The organism is Hydrogenophaga sp. ANAO-22, from assembly GCF_042466645.1.
GTDB lineage: Bacteria > Pseudomonadota > Gammaproteobacteria > Burkholderiales > Burkholderiaceae_C > Hydrogenophaga.
On the sequence record NZ_CP159956.1, the window covers coordinates 1131891 to 1148385 of the forward strand.

The 16495-nt window shown below is 71.0% G+C and carries 19 protein-coding genes and 1 pseudogene; 9 read left to right on the forward strand and 11 right to left on the reverse strand.

Annotated features, from left to right (window positions below):
• Positions 1–15: 15 nt before the first annotated feature.
• The 5 genes from ABSY19_RS05260 to rpsP all read right to left on the reverse strand — a co-directional run bounded on the left by ABSY19_RS05260 (position 16) and on the right by rpsP (position 3029).
• Positions 16–699, reverse strand: a complete 684-nt coding sequence (locus ABSY19_RS05260) for a CoA pyrophosphatase (RefSeq protein ID WP_382159818.1) — start codon at positions 697–699, stop codon at positions 16–18.
• Between the two features lie 93 nt (positions 700–792).
• Positions 793–1149, reverse strand: a complete 357-nt coding sequence (rplS, locus tag ABSY19_RS05265) for a 50S ribosomal protein L19 (RefSeq protein WP_066268749.1) — start codon at positions 1147–1149, stop codon at positions 793–795.
• A gap of 133 nt (positions 1150–1282) precedes the next feature.
• Positions 1283–2059 carry a tRNA (guanosine(37)-N1)-methyltransferase TrmD gene (gene trmD, locus ABSY19_RS05270; protein ID WP_382159820.1) on the reverse strand — a complete coding sequence of 259 codons (777 nt, stop codon included), beginning with the start codon at positions 2057–2059 and terminating at the stop codon, positions 1283–1285.
• 99 nt (positions 2060–2158) lie between these two features.
• Positions 2159–2758: a ribosome maturation factor RimM gene (gene rimM, locus ABSY19_RS05275; protein ID WP_382159823.1), complete on the reverse strand. Its 600-nt coding sequence runs from the start codon at positions 2756–2758 to the stop codon at positions 2159–2161.
• 16 nt (positions 2759–2774) lie between these two features.
• Positions 2775–3029, reverse strand: a complete 255-nt coding sequence (gene rpsP, locus ABSY19_RS05280) for a 30S ribosomal protein S16 (RefSeq protein ID WP_382159826.1) — start codon at positions 3027–3029, stop codon at positions 2775–2777.
• Between the two features lie 180 nt (positions 3030–3209).
• Here rpsP and ABSY19_RS05285 point away from each other — a divergent pair, with 180 nt between their 5' ends.
• Both ABSY19_RS05285 and ABSY19_RS05290 read left to right on the forward strand, forming a co-directional pair.
• Positions 3210–3740, forward strand: coding sequence for a GNAT family N-acetyltransferase (locus tag ABSY19_RS05285; protein ID WP_382159829.1), 531 nt, complete (start codon positions 3210–3212; stop codon positions 3738–3740).
• A 5-nt stretch (positions 3741–3745) separates the two neighbouring features.
• Positions 3746–4195, forward strand: a complete 450-nt coding sequence (locus ABSY19_RS05290; protein ID WP_382163694.1) for a hypothetical protein — start codon at positions 3746–3748, stop codon at positions 4193–4195.
• Between the two features lie 15 nt (positions 4196–4210).
• On the opposite strand, the gene ABSY19_RS05295 is transcribed toward ABSY19_RS05290, so the two are convergent.
• Genes ABSY19_RS05295 through ABSY19_RS05320 form a run of 6 tightly spaced genes read right to left on the reverse strand, consistent with a single transcriptional unit; the run spans position 4211 to position 8378 of the window.
• Positions 4211–5167 (reverse strand): AEC family transporter, encoded by a 957-nt coding sequence (locus ABSY19_RS05295; protein ID WP_382159832.1) that lies wholly within the window; start codon positions 5165–5167, stop codon positions 4211–4213.
• Between the two features lie 28 nt (positions 5168–5195).
• Positions 5196–5750, reverse strand: a complete 555-nt coding sequence (locus ABSY19_RS05300) for a DUF3299 domain-containing protein (RefSeq protein ID WP_382159835.1) — start codon at positions 5748–5750, stop codon at positions 5196–5198.
• Between the two features lie 29 nt (positions 5751–5779).
• A complete protein-coding gene (locus tag ABSY19_RS05305; protein WP_382159838.1) occupies positions 5780–6019 on the reverse strand; it encodes a hypothetical protein in 240 nt (79 codons plus the stop codon).
• 3 nt (positions 6020–6022) lie between these two features.
• Positions 6023–7246 (reverse strand): FtsX-like permease family protein, encoded by a 1224-nt coding sequence (locus ABSY19_RS05310; RefSeq protein ID WP_382159841.1) that lies wholly within the window; start codon positions 7244–7246, stop codon positions 6023–6025.
• On the reverse strand, positions 7243–7902 hold the full coding sequence (locus ABSY19_RS05315) for an ABC transporter ATP-binding protein (RefSeq protein WP_382159843.1): 660 nt from the start codon (positions 7900–7902) through the stop codon (positions 7243–7245). The genes ABSY19_RS05310 and ABSY19_RS05315 overlap by 4 nt, the downstream gene beginning before the upstream one ends.
• Positions 7899–8378 carry a Fur family transcriptional regulator gene (locus ABSY19_RS05320; protein WP_382159846.1) on the reverse strand — a complete coding sequence of 160 codons (480 nt, stop codon included), beginning with the start codon at positions 8376–8378 and terminating at the stop codon, positions 7899–7901. Before ABSY19_RS05320 ends, ABSY19_RS05315 begins: the two co-directional genes overlap by 4 nt.
• A gap of 86 nt (positions 8379–8464) precedes the next feature.
• Here ABSY19_RS05320 and ABSY19_RS05325 point away from each other — a divergent pair, with 86 nt between their 5' ends.
• From ABSY19_RS05325 to ABSY19_RS05355, 7 genes and pseudogenes are all read left to right on the forward strand, one after another.
• Positions 8465–9238, forward strand: coding sequence for a metal ABC transporter ATP-binding protein (locus ABSY19_RS05325; protein ID WP_382159849.1), 774 nt, complete (start codon positions 8465–8467; stop codon positions 9236–9238).
• Positions 9235–10103: pseudogene (locus tag ABSY19_RS05330) on the forward strand (metal ABC transporter permease). The gene ABSY19_RS05325 and the pseudogene ABSY19_RS05330 overlap by 4 nt, the downstream one beginning before the upstream one ends.
• A gap of 16 nt (positions 10104–10119) precedes the next feature.
• Positions 10120–11073: a metal ABC transporter substrate-binding protein gene (locus ABSY19_RS05335; RefSeq protein ID WP_382159851.1), complete on the forward strand. Its 954-nt coding sequence runs from the start codon at positions 10120–10122 to the stop codon at positions 11071–11073.
• A 34-nt stretch (positions 11074–11107) separates the two neighbouring features.
• Positions 11108–13222 (forward strand): TonB-dependent siderophore receptor, encoded by a 2115-nt coding sequence (locus tag ABSY19_RS05340; protein WP_382159854.1) that lies wholly within the window; start codon positions 11108–11110, stop codon positions 13220–13222.
• Complete coding sequence (locus ABSY19_RS05345) at positions 13222–14199, forward strand: ABC transporter ATP-binding protein (protein ID WP_382159857.1); 978 nt, start codon at positions 13222–13224, stop codon at positions 14197–14199. The genes ABSY19_RS05340 and ABSY19_RS05345 overlap by 1 nt, the downstream gene beginning before the upstream one ends.
• Entirely contained in the window at positions 14196–15425 is a 1230-nt protein-coding gene (locus tag ABSY19_RS05350) for an ABC transporter substrate-binding protein (protein WP_382159859.1), read from the forward strand. Before ABSY19_RS05345 ends, ABSY19_RS05350 begins: the two co-directional genes overlap by 4 nt.
• The gene (locus ABSY19_RS05355; RefSeq protein WP_382159862.1) at positions 15422–16450 is read left to right on the forward strand and encodes a FecCD family ABC transporter permease; all 1029 of its coding nucleotides are present in this window, start codon (positions 15422–15424) and stop codon (positions 16448–16450) included. Before ABSY19_RS05350 ends, ABSY19_RS05355 begins: the two co-directional genes overlap by 4 nt.
• The last annotated feature ends 45 nt before the right edge of the window (positions 16451–16495 follow it).

Consider the following 16495-nt stretch of genomic DNA (forward strand, 5'->3'; position numbering starts at 1 on the left):
GAGCGCCGCACGGGCCTAGGCGCTGAGCATGCGGTAGAAGTTGCGCAGCATGCCGGCGGTGGCGCCCCAGATGAAGCGCTCGCGGTCACCGTCCAGGTAGGGCATGGAGTACCACTCGCGCACCACGCCCTCGAAGGCCAGCGCGTGGCGCCGGTGGTGCAAGGGGTTCATGAGGTAGGCCAGCGGCACCTCGAACACGTCGTCCACCTCGTCCGGGTTGGGCACCAGCTCGAAACCCGGCCGCACCAGCCCCACGACCGGCGTGACGATGAAGGACGTGCCGGTGACGTACACCGGCAGCGTGCCCAGCACCTCCACCCGATCCGGCGCCAGGCCGATCTCTTCCTGCGCCTCGCGCAGGGCGGCGGCGGTGGCGTCGGCGTCCTCGGGGTCGAGCTTGCCGCCCGGCAGGGCGATCTGGCCCGAGTGGGTGGACAGGTGGGCCGTGCGCTGGGTCAGGATGAGCGTGAGTTCGTCGCGCATCACCAGCGGCAGCAGCACCGCCGCCTCGGCGGGCGCGCGGTCGACGAACTTGCGCTCGCGGTGCAGTTCGGGCGTCCACACCGGCGGGCGGGCGAAGAGTTCGCGCAGGCCGGTGGGCGTGAGGCGCTGCGCCTGCGCGGGGCGCAGCATCTCGTCGGCCTCGTCCGCGACGATGGGCACCAGGCGCGGATCAAAAGCGGGCAGAACGTGGGTCATGTGAAGGCAAGCATAGGCCAGACGCAAAAAAGCCGCTCCGGGGAGCGGCTTTTTTTGGGAGGGTGCAGGCGACCGGGCCAGGCCCGATGCGCTTTACGCGCCCAGCTTTTCCTTGATGCGGGCCGACTTGCCGCTGCGCTCGCGCAGGTAGTACAGCTTGGCACGGCGCACGGCACCGCGGCGCTTGACTTCGATCTTGGCGATCAGCGGGCTGTACAGCGGGAAGGTGCGCTCGACGCCTTCGCCGTTGGAGATCTTGCGAACGATGAAGCTGGAGTTCAGGCCACGGTTGCGGCGGGCCACCACCACGCCTTCGTAGGCCTGCACGCGCTTGCGGGTGCCTTCGATCACGTTCACGCTGACGATCACGGTGTCGCCAGGGGCGAACGGGGGAATGACTTTGCCAAGGCGAGCAATTTCTTCTTGCTCAAGGGTTTGGATGAGGTTCATGATTTCCTGTTTTGTCGGTCATGGCCGCGCTGCACTAAAGGCCGCGAATCCGGCAGGGCCCCTGTCCAGACCCTTGCGGGTTTGCGGGGTGGCCCGGTCGCGGCGGCCGGTCAGAGGATCGAAAAGCCTTGGATTATAGCAATCCCTGAGCGCGGAGGAAAGCCTGGTCCGCCGCGTCGAGCAATCCCTGCGCCCGGGCACGGGCCAGCAGATCGGGCCGGCGGCTGGCCGTGAGCAGCAGGCTTTGCTCGCGCCGGTGGCGGGCGATGCGCTCGTGGTGGCCGCCCAACAGCACCTCCGGCACCGCCATCGGCCCCCGCGGGCCCTGCCAGACCTCGGGGCGGGTGTGGTGCGGGCTGTCCAGCAGGCCGTCGAGCGCCGGGTTGAAGCTGTCCTGCTGGTGGCTGCCCTCGTCGGTCAGCACGCCGGGCTGCAGGCGCGCCACGGCGTCCAGCAGGGCCATGGCCGCGATCTCGCCACCCGAGAGCACGAAGTCGCCCAGGCTGATCTGCCGGTCCACGCAGGTGTCGATGAAGCGCTGGTCGATGCCTTCGTAGCGGCCACACACCAGCACCGCGCCCTGGCTGCGCGACCAGTCCTCGACGCCCGCGTGGTTCAGCGCCTCGCCGATCGGGGAAAAAAGGACCACCGGGGCGCGGGCATCGTCGGCCTCCGCGCGCGCGGTGCGGATGGCCTGCAGGCATTGCCACAGGGGTTCGGCCATCATGACCATGCCCGGGCCGCCGCCAAACGGGCGGTCGTCGACCCGGCGGTAGTTGCCTTCGGCGAAATCGCGCGGGTTCCACAGGTGCACGGCCACCTGGCCGGACTCGAAGGCGCGGCGGTTGATGCCGTGCTGCAGGAAAGGCGCGAACAGCTCCGGGAAAAGCGTGATGACGTCGAAGCGCATGGCGGTATTGTGAGCGTCAACGATCCGGCGCCGGGCCGCCCCAAGCCGGATCAACCCCCTCGGGGGGCAGTGACCCGCGCAGCGGCGGAGCGTGGGGGCCTAGTAATCCGGCTGCCAGTCGGCGGTGATACGGCGCTGCGCCTTGTCGACGTCGTCGATGTAGGCCGCCACGAAAGGAATCATGCGCTCGGCGGTCTGCTCGGTGCCGTCCACCGTCTCGGTGTGTTCGAGCACCAGCACCGAGGTAGGCCCGGTGGGCATGAGGTCGCGCACCACGCCCAGGTGCACGCCTTCGCGGTTGAACACGTCCAGGCCGATCAGGTCGACCCAGTAGTACTCACCTTCGGGGGTCGCCGGGAAGGCGCTGCGCGGCAGGTAGATGCGCACGCCCTTGAGGGCCTCGGCCGCATTGCGGTCGTCCACGCCGTCCAGCTGGGCGACCAGGCCGTCGGTGTGGGGTTTGACTTCCGCCACGCCCACGCCCACGCAGCCCGTGAACGCCGAGAAGCCTCGCGCGAAGCGGGCTTCGGGCGGCTGCAGGAACCAGGAAGAGGAAGCGATCAGCGCCGAGGTGTCGGCGCTGTGGGGCAGGATGCGGACCCAGCCCTTGATGCCCCACGCGTCCTGTATGCGCCCCAGCTCGACGGCGTCGTCGGGCAGGGGCAACGCCTTGAAGGCGCCGGACGCGGGGTGGCTCACCTTGCTGCGGGCAGGATCAGGCCGCGGCCTTGGCGGCGTTCTGCTTGACCAGGCGCGCCACGGTGTCCGACGGGGTGGCGCCAACGCCGGTCCAGTAGGTCAGGCGGTCCAGGGCGATGCGCAGGGGCTCTTCACCACCGCGGGCCAGGGGGTTGTAGAAACCGATGCGCTCGATGAAGCGGCCATCGCGGCGATTGCGCTTGTCGGCAACCACGATGTTGTAGAACGGACGGGCTTTTGCGCCGCCGCGGGAGAGTCGAATGACGACCATGATTTATCCTTCGGGTGGAGAGGTACCAGGATCGGTACTTCACTGGATCTTGCGACCCGCTTTATTTGCAGCGCTTGAGACACACGACTGACCACCCGGCCAGCGAAACGCCACGAAACCCGCGATTATAGCCCGTTCGCTGGTTTTGCCAGCCCCCTTCCCGAGCGACCCACCCTACCCATGCCCCTGATCCGCCCCAGCCGCGACGAAGACCTCGACGCGATCACCCGCATTTACGGCCACCACGTGCTGCACGGCACCGGCACTTTCGAAACCACCCCGCCCACCCTGGCCGAGATGACGGCGCGCCGCGCCGACGTGCTGGGCAAGGGCCTGCCCTGGCTGGTCGCCGAAGAAGGCGGCCAGGTGCTGGGCTACGCCTACGGCAACTGGTTCAAGCCGCGCCCGGCCTACCGCTTTTCGGTCGAGGACTCGATCTACATGGACCCGGCGGCCCACCGCCAGGGCCTGGGCCGCGCGCTGCTCGCCGAGCTGCTGGCCGCGCTGGAACGCGCCGGCACGCGCAAGGTGATGGCCGTGATCGGCGATTCGGCCAACGCCGGCTCCATCGGTGTGCACAAGGCGCTGGGCTTCGAGCCCGTGGGCGTGGTGCAGGCGTGCGGCTGGAAATTCGGCCGCTGGCTCGACATCGTGCTGATGCAGAAGACCCTGGGTGCCGGTGACAGCACGCCGCCGAACGAGGGCGCATGACGATGATGCGCAAGAACAAGACGCTGGCGGTCTGGCTGGCGCTGCTGGGCGGCATGCTCGGCCTGCACCGTTTCTACCTGCGCGGCCTGGGTGACTGGGTGGGCTGGCTGCACCCGATCCCGGCGGCGCTGGGCCTGTGGGGCGTGGACCGTGTGCTGCTCTACGGGCAGGACGACAAGCTCTCGTGGGTGCTGATCCCGCTGCTGGGCGCGACCATCTCCGCCAGCTGCCTGATGGCCATCGTCTATGCCTTGACCGACCGCGAGAAGTGGAACCGCCAGTTCAACCCCCAGCTGCCGGCGGACGCCGTCTCGGGCGGTACCAACTGGCTGACCATCGGCGCCCTCGTGGCCGCGCTGCTGATGGGCACTGTCGCGCTGATGGGCAGCCTGGCCTTCGGCTTCCAGCGCTACTTCGAGTACCAGGTCGAAGAGGGCCGCAAGATCAGCCAGTGAGCGAGCACCCGGCGCTCAGTTGAGCCAGGCCATGGCGGTCATCACCAGGCTGAGCGTGAACAGCGCGAGCACGGTGGACAGGCCCATGGCCGCGGTGGTGACTTCCTGCGCCACCTCGTAGCGCTGGGCGAACAGGAACACGTTCGCCCCCACCGGCAGGGCCGCGGCCACCACCATCACGGTCAGCGGCATGCCGGTGATGCCCATGCCCCAGGCGCACAGGCCCACCAGCAGCGGCAGCACCAGGTTCTTGGACACGCTGACCCACAGGGCCTGGCGCAGGTGGCCGGCCATGGGTGTGCGCGCCAGGGTCACGCCCACCAGCACCAGCGCGATCGGGCCGAAGGCGCTGCCCAGCAATTGCAACGGCCGGTCCACCACCGTGGGCAGCGTGAGGCCGCTCTGCGCGAACAGCAGGCCGCACAGGATGGGCAGGGGAATCGGGTGGATGAGCGCGCCCTTGAAGGCCGACCACGCCGTGGCCAGCACGTGCGGCGCGCGCTGGCCACCCGCGCGGGCTTCGCGCGCCACCGCGAGTTCGAGCACGATGGAACCGGTGGTCAGCAGGATCAGCGCATGCACCGACACCAGCGTGAGCACCGTGACCTGCGCGCTCTTGCCGTAGGCCAGCTCCACCAGCGTGATGCCCAGCATCACCATGTTGGAGAAGGTGCCGGCCAGGGCCAGCACCACGCTGCCCCGGTTGAAGCCCCGCCACGCGATGGACACCGCCAGCAGCGACAGCGCGGCCAGGAAGTAGGCGCCGATCGGCCGCAGGTCGAGTTCCTCGAAATGCACCGAACTCATGGTGCGGAACAGCAGGGCCGGGATGAGCAGCAGGAAGACCAGGTTGGACAGGTCCTTGACCGCGGCATCGCGGATCCATTGCAGGCGCCCGGCCAGGTAGCCGAGGCCGATCAGGATGAAGACCGGGGTGAGGGAGGCGACGACGGGGTGGCTGGCGATGTTCACCCGGCGATGGTATCGCCAGGCGTGCGCGTCATTCGACGCCGACGGCGCCGGTGATGCGGTAGTACAGGCCGTAGGGGTCGTTCTGCAGCACGTGGAAGGTGCCCTCGACGACCACCGCCTCCAGCTTGTACTTCACCGGCTTGGCGGTGCGCACCTCGACCATGCTCTCGGGTCCGCCCGGCGTGCAGAAACCGCAGGTCAGCGGCACCGAGGCGAGCAGGAAGTGGCGCTGGCTCTCGCCCGGCTCCAGCGGCATCATGAAGCCCTGCAGCCGCAGCTTCTTCTGGTTCAGCTCGGCCACCGGCGCCGGGTACACCGGCACGATGCGCTTGTTCTCCACCTTGGTGGTGATGTCGGTCAGCGTCGACCAGGCGACCACGTCGCCGCGCCTGGGCAGGGGCGCGAACGGGCTGAGCGGGCTGTGCACCCCCGCGCCCTGCCCGTGCGGCAGGCCCGAGGCCTGGCTCGAGGGGCTGCCGGGCGGCACCGGCGAGCTCAGGGTCTGGGCCCCGGCACCGACCAGCACGGCCCCGCCCATCACGAGCAGCGCGGCGAAACGGGAGGCTTGGAACAGGTGGCGCATGGGGAATCGTCTCGGTTGGGTTCAGGCCGTCAGTGCGCGTGGCGCATGCCGCAGTATTTTCCCAGGGCCAGACCCTTGCAGGCCACCGCGAGTTCCTGCATGCAGACTTTTTCGCCCTTGCCGGCCTCCAGGCACTTGGCCGCGCCTTCGTGCGCCACGGCCATGGCGCGGTGGCGGGCGATGTCTTCCTTGGTCTCTTTGTCGGAATGCTGGGCCAGCGCGGCGGTGGACAGCAGGGCGGCGGCGAACAGGAACAGGGTTTTCTTCATGATTTACCTCGAATTCAGGAGTTGAGTGACATCGACACGGTAGGCGTGGAGGGCCGGCAGGAGCGCCGCCACCACCGCCACCCCCAAGGCCAGCACGGGCACCCAGGCTTCGCCCGACACCCATTGCCAACCGGTGATGGCCAGCGAATGCCGGGCCATCAACATCTCGCCCATGAGGGCCGTGAGCGCGTGCGCGGCCAGCAGGCCCAGCGCGCACGCCAGCAACGCGAGCCACAGCGCCTCGCACAGCAGCAGCGCGGCCACGCGCCGGGGCGGCGCGCCCAGCATGCGCAGCATCGCCAGGTCGGCGCGGCGCTCGCGCACCGCGCTCCAGAGCGCGATGAACACCGACAGCCCGGCCACGCCCAGAAGCACGGCCGCCAGCCCGCGCAGCACCTGCGTGCCCACACCGACCATGCTCAGCAGGCGCGTGATCTCCACCGCCGGCGCCGCGGCCTGCAGCGAAGTGGTTTCGTTGATGAAGCGCGGCAGGCTCACCGCCGCCAGCGGCGTGCGGTAGCGGATCAGGGCCAGCGTGATCTCGCGCTCGGCCGCCAGCGCCTCGGCCAGCTCGGCGCGCTCGGCCTCGTCCATGTTCGCGCCGGCGTGCATGTCGTCGTGCACGCGCCAGACCGATTCGGTGGCGGTGAGCACCAGCCGGTCGAGCACGCAGCCGCAGGGCGCGAGCACGCCGGTGACGGTGTACGGCGTCTCGCCATGCGAGCTGCCACCCACGCCCAGGCCGTGCGCGCCTTCGAAGGCCTGGCCCACCTGCAGGCCCGTGCGCGCGGCGACCTGTGCGCCCAGCACGGCCTCCAGCGGCGCCTGCCAGAGCGCGCCCTGCGCGAGCCGGGCACCGTAATGGGCCGGGTAGTCGTGCGTGGTGCCCACGATGCGGAAGCCGCCCAGGTTGTCGCCCAGGCTCAGCGGGATGAGCTGCGCCACCTGCGGGTGTTCCGCGAGCTGGCGGGCCTCGGCCAGCGGGATGTTGCCGGGCGGCACGTCCAGGTGGAACACGCCCGCGAGGATGAGCTGCATCGGGCTGCCCTTGGCGCCCACCACCGCGTCGATGCCGGCGAGGTCGCGTTCGAAGGCGCGGTCCACCTGGTCGCGCGCGATCAGCACGAAGGCCATGGAGGCCAGACCCAGCGCGAGCAGCAAGAGGTTGAGCGCCGTGGCCAGCGGGCGCGACCAGAGGTAGCGCCAGGAAAGGGACAACACGTTCATGCCACGCGCTCCGGGCGGGTTGCCACGAAGGCGAGCACCTGCGCGTGCGGCAGCGCGTCGCGCACGCGGGCGTCGTGGGTGGCGATCACGAGCGTGGCGTCCAGCGCCTTCGCGCTGCGGCGCAGCAGCGAGAGCGCCGTCATGCAGGCGTCGTCGTCCAGGCTCGCGGTCGGCTCATCGGCCAGGATCATGCGCGGGCGCAGCAGCACGGCGCGCGCCAGGGCCACGCGCTGGGCCTGCCCGCCCGAGAGCTGGGTGGGTCGGCGGTTCGCCAGCGTGCCGAGGTCCAGCGCCGCCAGCACCTCGGCCACGGCGGCGCGGTCCACGGGCAGGCCGGCGGCGAAGTGCGCGAGCGCGAGGTTGTCGGCGACCGTGAGCGCGTCGCTCAGGTGCAGCTGCTGCGGCAGAAAACCGATGTGGCGCGCGCGCCAGGCATCGCGGGCCGCACCGCGCAGGGCGCCCACCGACTGACCGGCCACCACGATCTCGCCCGCGCCGGGCGTGAGCAGGCCGGCGGCCAGCGCCAGCCAGGTGGACTTGCCGCTGCCCGAGGGCCCGCGCAGCAGCAGGGTGCCGCCCTGCGCCACCGACACATCGGCCATGCGCAGCGGCGCCTGGCCCGCGTGGGCGTATTGCAGCCCCCGGGACTCGATCACGCGGCGGGCTCCAGGCAGTCCGCGCAGGTGCCGTGCACCGCCACCTGCTCGCCCCGGTGGCCCTGGCGCGCGAGGCTGCGCAACAGGTCGCGGGCCAGCTCGCTCACGTCGGCCATCGGAAATTGCCGGTGGCAGGCGTCGCATTCGAAGCGCGGCGGCGTGCCCTCCTCGGGGTTCGGATCCAGTGGCGCCAGGCTGAAGCGCCAGGTGCGGGCCTGATCGTCGGTCTGGCGTTGCAGCACGCCGCAGGCGGCCAGGCGATCCAGCAGGCGGTAGAGCGTGACGCGGTTGATGTCCAGCCCGCGCGCGGTGAGCGCGTTCAGCGCCTGCGCATGGGTGAGCCCGCCGTGCGGCTGCGCGAGGAACAGGCCGAGCACGGCGCGCGTGGCCAGCGTGCGGCGCAGGCCGGCGGCTTCCAGCCGGGTCTGGATGTGAGGTGGCACAGCCACCGGTTCTTTGGTCTGGCGTGGCGACATGGCTTGGGCCTCCATAAATGCAACTATGTTGCGTTAACATATGCACTATCGCAATTCAGTTGCAGTATCTTAGCTGCAATCCTCCCGTGCCCGACCTTCAAGCTTCCGCCCCATCGGCCATCGTGCTGCACGACCTCACGCTGGGCTACGAGCACCATCCGGCCGTGCACCACCTCTCGCTCACGCTGCCACCGGGTGCGCTGGTGGCGGTGGTCGGCCCCAACGGCGCGGGCAAATCGACCCTGCTGAAGGCACTGGCCGGGCAGCTCCCACCGCTCGGCGGGCGCATCGACGGCCTGGGCACGCTCCAGCGCGTGGCCTGCCTGCCGCAACACAGCGGGATCGACCGCAGTTTTCCGATCTCGGTGCAGGAGCTGGTCCTGCTCGGCCTGTGGCACGAGGTGGGCGCGCTCGGGCGACACAGCGCCGCGCACCGCCGCGCCTGCCACGAGGCGCTGGCGGCGGTCGGCCTGCTGGGTTTCGAGCGGCGCGCGATCGACACGCTCTCCGGCGGCCAGCTGCAGCGCGCCCTGTTCGCGCGCCTGATCCTGCAGGACGCCCCGGTGGTGCTGCTCGACGAGCCCTTCGCCGCGATCGACCAGCGCACCACCCGCGACCTGCTCGTCCTGCTGCACCGCTGGCATGCGCAGGGCAAGACGGTGATCGCGGTGCTGCACGACCTGGCCCAGGTGCGCGAGCACTTTCCGCACACCCTGCTGCTGGCCCGCGAGCCCGTGGCCTGGGGCCCAACGGCCGAGGTGCTGACCGCCGACCACTGGGCCCACGCCCTGCGGCTGCAGGAGCCGTTCGACGACGGCGCCGAGGCCTGCGGCGCCACCGCCCACGGGGTGCCGGCATGAGCAGCGCGCTGTGGCTCGACCCGTTCCTGGAATTCGGCTTCATGCAGCGCGCGCTGCTGGGCTGCGTGCTGCTGTCGGTGAGCGCCGCACCGGTCGGTGTGTTCCTGATGCTGCGCCGCATGAGCCTGACCGGCGATGCCATGGCCCACGCGATCCTGCCCGGTGCCGCGCTGGGTTACCTGGTGGCCGGCCTGTCGCTGGGGCCATGACGGTGGGCGGCATCGCGGCCGGCCTGGCGGTCGCCGTCGGCTCCGGCCTGGTCGCGCGCCACACCGTGCTGCGCGAAGACACCAGCCTGGCCGCCTTCTACCTGCTCTCGCTCGCGCTGGGCGTGCTGATCGTCTCGACGCGTGGCAACAGCGTGGACCTGCTGCACGTGCTGTTCGGCACCGTGCTCGCGCTGGACGACGCCGCGCTGGCGCTGCTGGGCGGCATTGCACTCGTGACGCTGCTGGCCTTGCGCGTGCTGTACCGCCCGCTGGTGCTGGAGTGCCTGGACCCGGGTTTCCTGCGCGGCACCAGCCGCTGGAGCGCGGTGGCGCATTTCGGTTTTCTGGCGCTGCTGGTGATCAACCTGGTGGCCGGCTTCCATGCCCTGGGCACGCTGATGGCGGTCGGAATGATGGTGCTGCCCGCCGCCACCGCGCGTTTCTGGGTGCGCCGCCTCGTGCCGCTGCTGGCCTGCGCCGTGGCCTTCGCCCTGTTCGCCAGCGCCAGCGGCCTGCTGGTCTCGTACCACGCCGACTGGCCCACCAGCCCGGTGATCGTGCTCAGCCTGGGCGCGATGTACCTGCTCTCGATGCTGTTCGCGCCGCACGGCCTGCTGCGCCAGCGGCGCCCTGCCCTTTCCCACCTCAAAGCCTGAAACCAAGGACCCGCTCATGACACACACCACCGCCTTCCTGCCCCGCCGCCTCACCACCCTCGCCGCGCTGGCACTGGGCCTGGCCGCACTCACCCCGCCGCTGCACGCGCAGGCGCCGCTGCGCGCGGTCGCCAGCTTCAGCATCCTGGGCGACATCGTGAAAGAGGTCGGCGGCGACCGCGTGGCGGTCGACGTGCTGGTCGGGCCGGGCGCCGACGCCCACGTGTTCCAGCCCACGCCAGCCCATGCGCGCCTGGTCGGCCAGGCGCAGGTGGTGTTCGCCAACGGCCTGGGCTTCGAGGGTTGGCTGGGCCGCCTGCTCAAAACCTCGGCCTACAAGGGTCGGCCGGTGACCGTCAGCCAGGGCATCCCGCCGCTCAGGAGCGAGCCGGACCACGACCACGGCGAGCGCAAGAAGGGCCATGACCACGGCCATGGCGAGACCGACCCGCACGCCTGGCAGAGCGTGGCCAACGTGAAGGTGTACGCGCGCAACATCGCCAAGGCCCTGTGCCAGGCCGACGCCGCCAGCTGCGACCTCTACAACCGCAATGCCCGCGCCTACGAGGTCAGGCTCAACGAGCTCGAGGCCGAGATCCGCGCGGCCTGGGCGCCGATCCCGGTGGCGCAGCGCAAGGTGATCACCTCGCACGACGCCTTTGGCTACTACGCGCGCGACCACCAGGTGCGCTTTCTCGCGCCGCAGGGCGTGAGCACCGAGAGCGAGGCCTCGGCCAAGGGCGTGGCGCAGCTGGTGCGCCAGATCCGCCAGGACCAGATCAAGGCCCTGTTCGTCGAGAGCATCTCGGACCCGCGCCTGATCGAGCAGATCGCGCGCGAGACCGGCGTCAAACCCTCGGGCGCGCTCTATTCCGATTCGCTCTCCGCGCCCGGCGGCGCGGCGCCGAGCTACATCGAGCTGATGCGCTTCAACACCCGCGCCCTCACCACCGCCGTGCGCGGGCAGTGAGGAGCATCCCTTTCACGAGCAAGCCGAGCACCGCATGTTTCCTACCGCTTTCCGCCTTCTCCCCTGCGCGATGGCCAGCGTCTCGATGGCCGCCTGGGCCCAGACCGAGCCCGTGCCCACGCTGGAGACCGTCACCATCAGCGACACGCGCGAGCGCGCCTACCGCGCCATCGTCGCGCCCACGGCCAACAAGAGCGACACCACGGTGAAGGAGACGCCCTTCTCCATCCAGACCGTCACGCGCGAGCTGATGGAAGACCGTGGCGTCACCAGCTTCGGCGAAGCCGTGCGCACCGTGCCGGGCCTGACGCCGCAGGTGGGCTGGGGCGGCAGCAACGACCGCTTCCGCCTGCGCGGCTTCGCCACTTCCGCCAACCTCAAGAACGGCTTTCGCCGCAGCGTGTTCGCCCCGGTGGACGAGCTGGTCAACATCGAACAGATCGAGGTGCTCAAGGGGCCGGCCTCGGCGCTGTACGGCCGCTTCGAACCCGGCGGCGTGGTCAACCTGGTGACCAAGCAGCCGCAGGACACCGCGCGCACACGCCACGAGCTGACCGCCGGCAGCGACCGCTTCTACCGCGCCACCGTCGACAGCACCGGCCCGATCAGCGAGACGCTGAGCTACCGGCTCACCGGCTCGTGGCAGGACAACCAGAGTTTTCGCGACTTCGTCGGCGCCGAAACGCAGTTCGTCTCGCCGGTGTTCCGCTGGCGGCTCGCGCCGCACACCACGCTGACCGCCGAACTCGAACTCGGCCGCAAGCGCGGCGCCTTCGACCGCGGCTTCGGCAACAGCCCGCTGTTCCTCGGCGTGCCCATCCACACCAATTACGCCGAAGCCGACACGCGGCTGAAAAATGACAGCGCGCTGGCCTCGCTGGTGCTCGACCACCGCCTGGACAGCGGCTGGCAGCTGCACGCGGGCCTGCAGGCCTCCTCGGCCAAGACCGACGCGCTCTGGTACCCCTTCGGCTTCAGCCCCATCACCGGCGCCGGCACCCCCAACCCGCAGGTCAACCGCCGCCAGCAGCGCAGCATTGACGACCAGACCGACCTCTCGGTCCTGGCCGAGGTTTCGCGCCGCTTCGAGACCGGTGGCGTGCGCCACCGCGTGCTGTTGGGCGCCGACGCCAATCGAGACACCTGGGACTTCCGCGCCGACGCCAACGTCGGCCCCTTCGGTTTCCCGACCAACCTGCCGATCGACCTCTACCACCCGGTGCACGGCACCACCGTGGTCGGCCCGCTTGTGCCCTATGACGCGTCGAACTACCGCAGCCGCAACGTGGGGCTGTACGCGCAGGACGAGCTGCAGCTCGGCGCCCAGTGGCGCGTGCTGTTCGGCCTGCGTTACGACCGCTCGCGCACCTTCGCGCGCGCCGACTACCTGCCGGTCTCGGACACGCTGGCGCGCAGCGACGACGCGCTCTCGCCGCGCCTGGGCGTGACCTGGACGCCGAGCGACGCGGTGTCGCTGTACGCGAGTGGGTCGAAGTCGTTCCTCACCGAGCCCTTCAGCGGCATGCTGCGCAACGGCAGCCTGCCCGCGCCGTCGCGCGGCACGCAGCTGGAAGTTGGTGCCAAATTCAGCCTGCTCGACGGTCGCCTGGAGCCCACGCTGGCGGTGTTCGACATCCACCGCCGCAATGGCCTGGTGTCGGACCCCACCGACTTCGACCACGTGCTGCAGGTCGGCGAGCAGCGCAGCCAGGGCTGGGAGCTGGACGTGCCGTTCAGCATCACGCCGCGCTGGCGCCTGCTGGCGAGCGTCACCGAGCTGAAGGCGCAGATCAGCCGCGACAGCGACCCCACCCTGGTGGGCACCCTGCTGGCGAATGCGCCGCGCCGCAGCGCCAGCCTGTGGACCACCTTCGATTTCAGCGGCCGCGCCAGCGGGCTGAGCGCGGGCCTGGGCGCGATCTACGTGGGCGAGCGCCAGGCCAACACCGCCAACAGCTTCGTGCTGCCCTCCTACGTGCGCTGGGACGCCAATGTGGCCTACCGCTTCGGCGCCGGCCAGCGCTACAAGCTGCAGCTCGCGCTGCAGAACCTGGGGAACAAGCGCTACTACGACTCGGGCGGCGCTTTCGTGCCGACCTACCCGGGCGCACCGCGCACCGTGCTCGCCAGCTTCGCCATGGCGCTCTGATGGGCCTGAGCACCCATGGCCTGACGGTCGGCCACGGCGGCCAGGCCCTGCTCGGCCCGCTGGACCTCGCGCTGCCCGCAGGCCGCTTCGTCTGCCTGATCGGCGCCAACGGCGCCGGCAAGTCGACCCTGATCCGCACCCTGTGCGGCATGCAGCCCGCCGTCGCCGGCGAGGTCCGGCTCGGTGGGGTGGTGCTGAACCGCATCACGGCGACCGAGCGCGCGCGCCGGCTCGCCGTGGTGCTCACCGAGCGCGTCGACGTCGCGCAGATGACCGGCCACGACCTGGCCTGCCTGGGGCGCTATCCGCACCTGGGCTGGGGCGGTCGGCTCGGCGCGGCCGACCACGCCGCCGTGCGGGCCGCGCTGCAACAGGCCGGCGCGCTGGCGCTGGCACACCGGCTGGTCGCCGAGATGTCGGACGGTGAACGCCAGAAGGTGCTGATCGCCCGCGCGCTGGCGCAGCAGCCGCGCGTGCTGGTGCTGGACGAAGCGACCGCCTTTCTCGACCTGCCGCGCCGCATCGAGACCATGCACCTGCTGCTGGCGCTGGCGCGCGAGCAGGACCTGGCCGTGCTGCTGTCCACGCACGACCTCGAACTCGCGCTGCGCCATGCCGATGCGCTCTGGCTGATCGACGGCCAGCGCCGCCTGCACGCCGGCGCGCCCGAAGACCTCGCCCTGGACGGCACCCTGGCCGCCAGCTTCGCCGCCGAGGGCCTGGCCTTCGACCTGGAGCGTGCCGAGCTGCGCGTGGGCCGCAGCGCGGCACGCGGCATCCGCCTCGAAGGCGAGGGCATGGCGGCGGCCTGGGCGCGGCGCGCGCTGCAGCGTGCGGGCTGCGCGCACGACCCCGAGGCCGCGCAGACCGTGCACGTGGTGGCACACGGCGTCTACACCCTGAGCCAGCACGGCGAAGCGCCGAGGCCCTTCACCAGCCTGGGCGCCCTGGTGGACGCGCTCGGCGGCCAAGCATGAGGCGCCTGCAGCTGATACCGCTGCTGCTGTTGTGCGGCTGCATGCAGATCGCACCGCCGCCGCGCGCCGCCTGGCCCTCGGTGGTGGTGGGCGTGGACGGCCTGAGCGACAACCTCGACGCCGCCTGCGTGGCCGAGCACCGCCCGGGCGCGGATCTCTTTCCGCACAAGACCGCCTTCACCCACTCGGTGCAGCTGCAGGTGAGCTACGGTCCGCACTACAAACGCGTGCGCTTCACGCCCAGCGTGGGCACCGGCGAAACGCTGGACTACCTGCTGGTGCAGTGCGGCACACCGGTGCCCGCGCACGGGCCGCACGAGCAGGTGATTCAAGTGCCGATACAGAGGCTGGTCACCGGCAACGCCGCCATGCTGGGCGCGCTCGACGAGCTGGGCCTGGTGGACCGGCTGTACGGGGCCGAAAACACGCGCAGCGCCACCGTGCCGGCGGTGCGCGAGCGCATCGCGCAAGGCCTGGTGCACGACATGTGGGGCTACGGCCACGCCTCCATCGAATCGGTGATGGCGGTGCAGGCCGATGTGTACCTGAGCTTCTACTCCGCCTACCCGCAGGGCAACATGCACCCGCGCCTGTGGGAGCTGGGTGTGCGCGCGATCGCGCAGGCCGACCACCACGAGACCCACCCGCTGGGCCGCGCCGAATGGCTCAAGCTGCTGGCCCTGCTCACCAACCGAGAGGCCCTGGCCAACGCGCGGTTCGACCGCATCGAGACCCAGTACCTGCAGTTGGCTGACGTGGCGGCCACGGCGCCCGACCGCCCCCTGGTGATGGCCGGATTCGCCGCCGGCCGCGACACCATCGAGACCTTCGGCGGGCGCAACCAGCGCGCCCGGCTGATCCACGACGCCGGCGGGCGCTTTGCGCTCGCGGACGACGCGCGCAGCAGCAGCCTGGTGTTCGAACGCTTCGAGAAGGTCTACGCGCGAGCGGCCGATGCGCCGGTCTGGCTCGGCACGCTGGGCGGCCAGGCCAGCGCGGCCACCCTGGTCGACGCCAACCCCTTGCACGGCTGGTTCCGCGCCGCGCGCGAAGGCCGCGTGTTCGCCTGGGACCAGGGCTACACCGGCGCCTGGGCCTACCCCTTCCAGGACCAGGGCATGACCCGGCCCCATGTGCAGCTGGCCGAAGCCATCCGGGCGCTGCACCCGGGCCTGACCCTGCCGCCCCTCGTGACCGACACCCCTTTCCTGCGCCGACTGCCATGACCACCACCCCGCTCACCCCCGCCAGATTCGCGGCGATGACCCTGCTGATGCTGGCCTTGTTCGTGGCCGAACTCTCGCTCGGCTCGGTCGCCATCCCTCTGGCCGCGGTCTTCGACGTGTTGTCCGGCGGCACCGCCCATCCGGTGTGGCGCGACATCGTGCTGGGCTTTCGCCTGCCGCGCGCGCTCAACGCGCTGTGCTCCGGCGCGGCGCTCGGGGTGGCCGGCCTGCTCCTGCAGACCCTGTTCCGCAACCCGCTGGCCGACCCCTTCGTGCTCGGCATCGTGCACGGCGCGCGGCTGGGCAGCGCCCTGCTGGTGACGGTCGCGGGCGTGGCCGGCAACGCGCTGTTGCTGCGCTTCGGCCTCACCGGCGACATCGGCCTGGCGCTGGCCTCGGTGGCCGGCTCGGTGGCGGTGCTCGCGCTGCTGGCCGGCCTGTCGCGCCGGGTCGGCACCATCACGCTGCTCATCATCGGTCTGATGCTGGGTTACCTCGCCATCGGCCTCATCAGCGTGTCGATGCACTTCATCGACGAGACCCAGGCGCGCGCCTTCAAGGCCTGGGACGACGCGAGCTTTGCCGGCGCCACGCGCCAGCAGCTGCAGATCCTCGTGCCGGGCGTGCTGGTCGGCCTGCTCGCGGGCGGCCTGCTGGTGAAGCCGCTCAACGGCCTGCTGCTGGGCGAGCGTTATGCCGCGTCCATGGGCATGCGCGTGACCCTGGTCAAGCGCGGCGCGCTGCTCGCCACCGCGTGGCTGAGCGGGCTGGTGACGGCCTTCTGCGGCCCGGTGGCTTTTCTCGGCCTGGTGGCCGCGCAGGTGGCGCGCGCCCTGATGCGCAGCGCCGACCACCGCGTGCTGCTGCCGGCCGCCGGTCTGGTGGGCGCGGTGCTGGGCCTGGCGGCCGACCTGGTGCTGCACCTGCCCTGGAGCCGCCACGTGTTCCACCTCAACGCGGTGATCGGCCTGGTCGGCGCGCCCGTGGCCCTGTTACTCCTCTACCGCACACGGGCATTGCACTGAGCGCGCAGGCAGGTGGCGGGCCGCTGGCTACACTGCCGGTCTCCC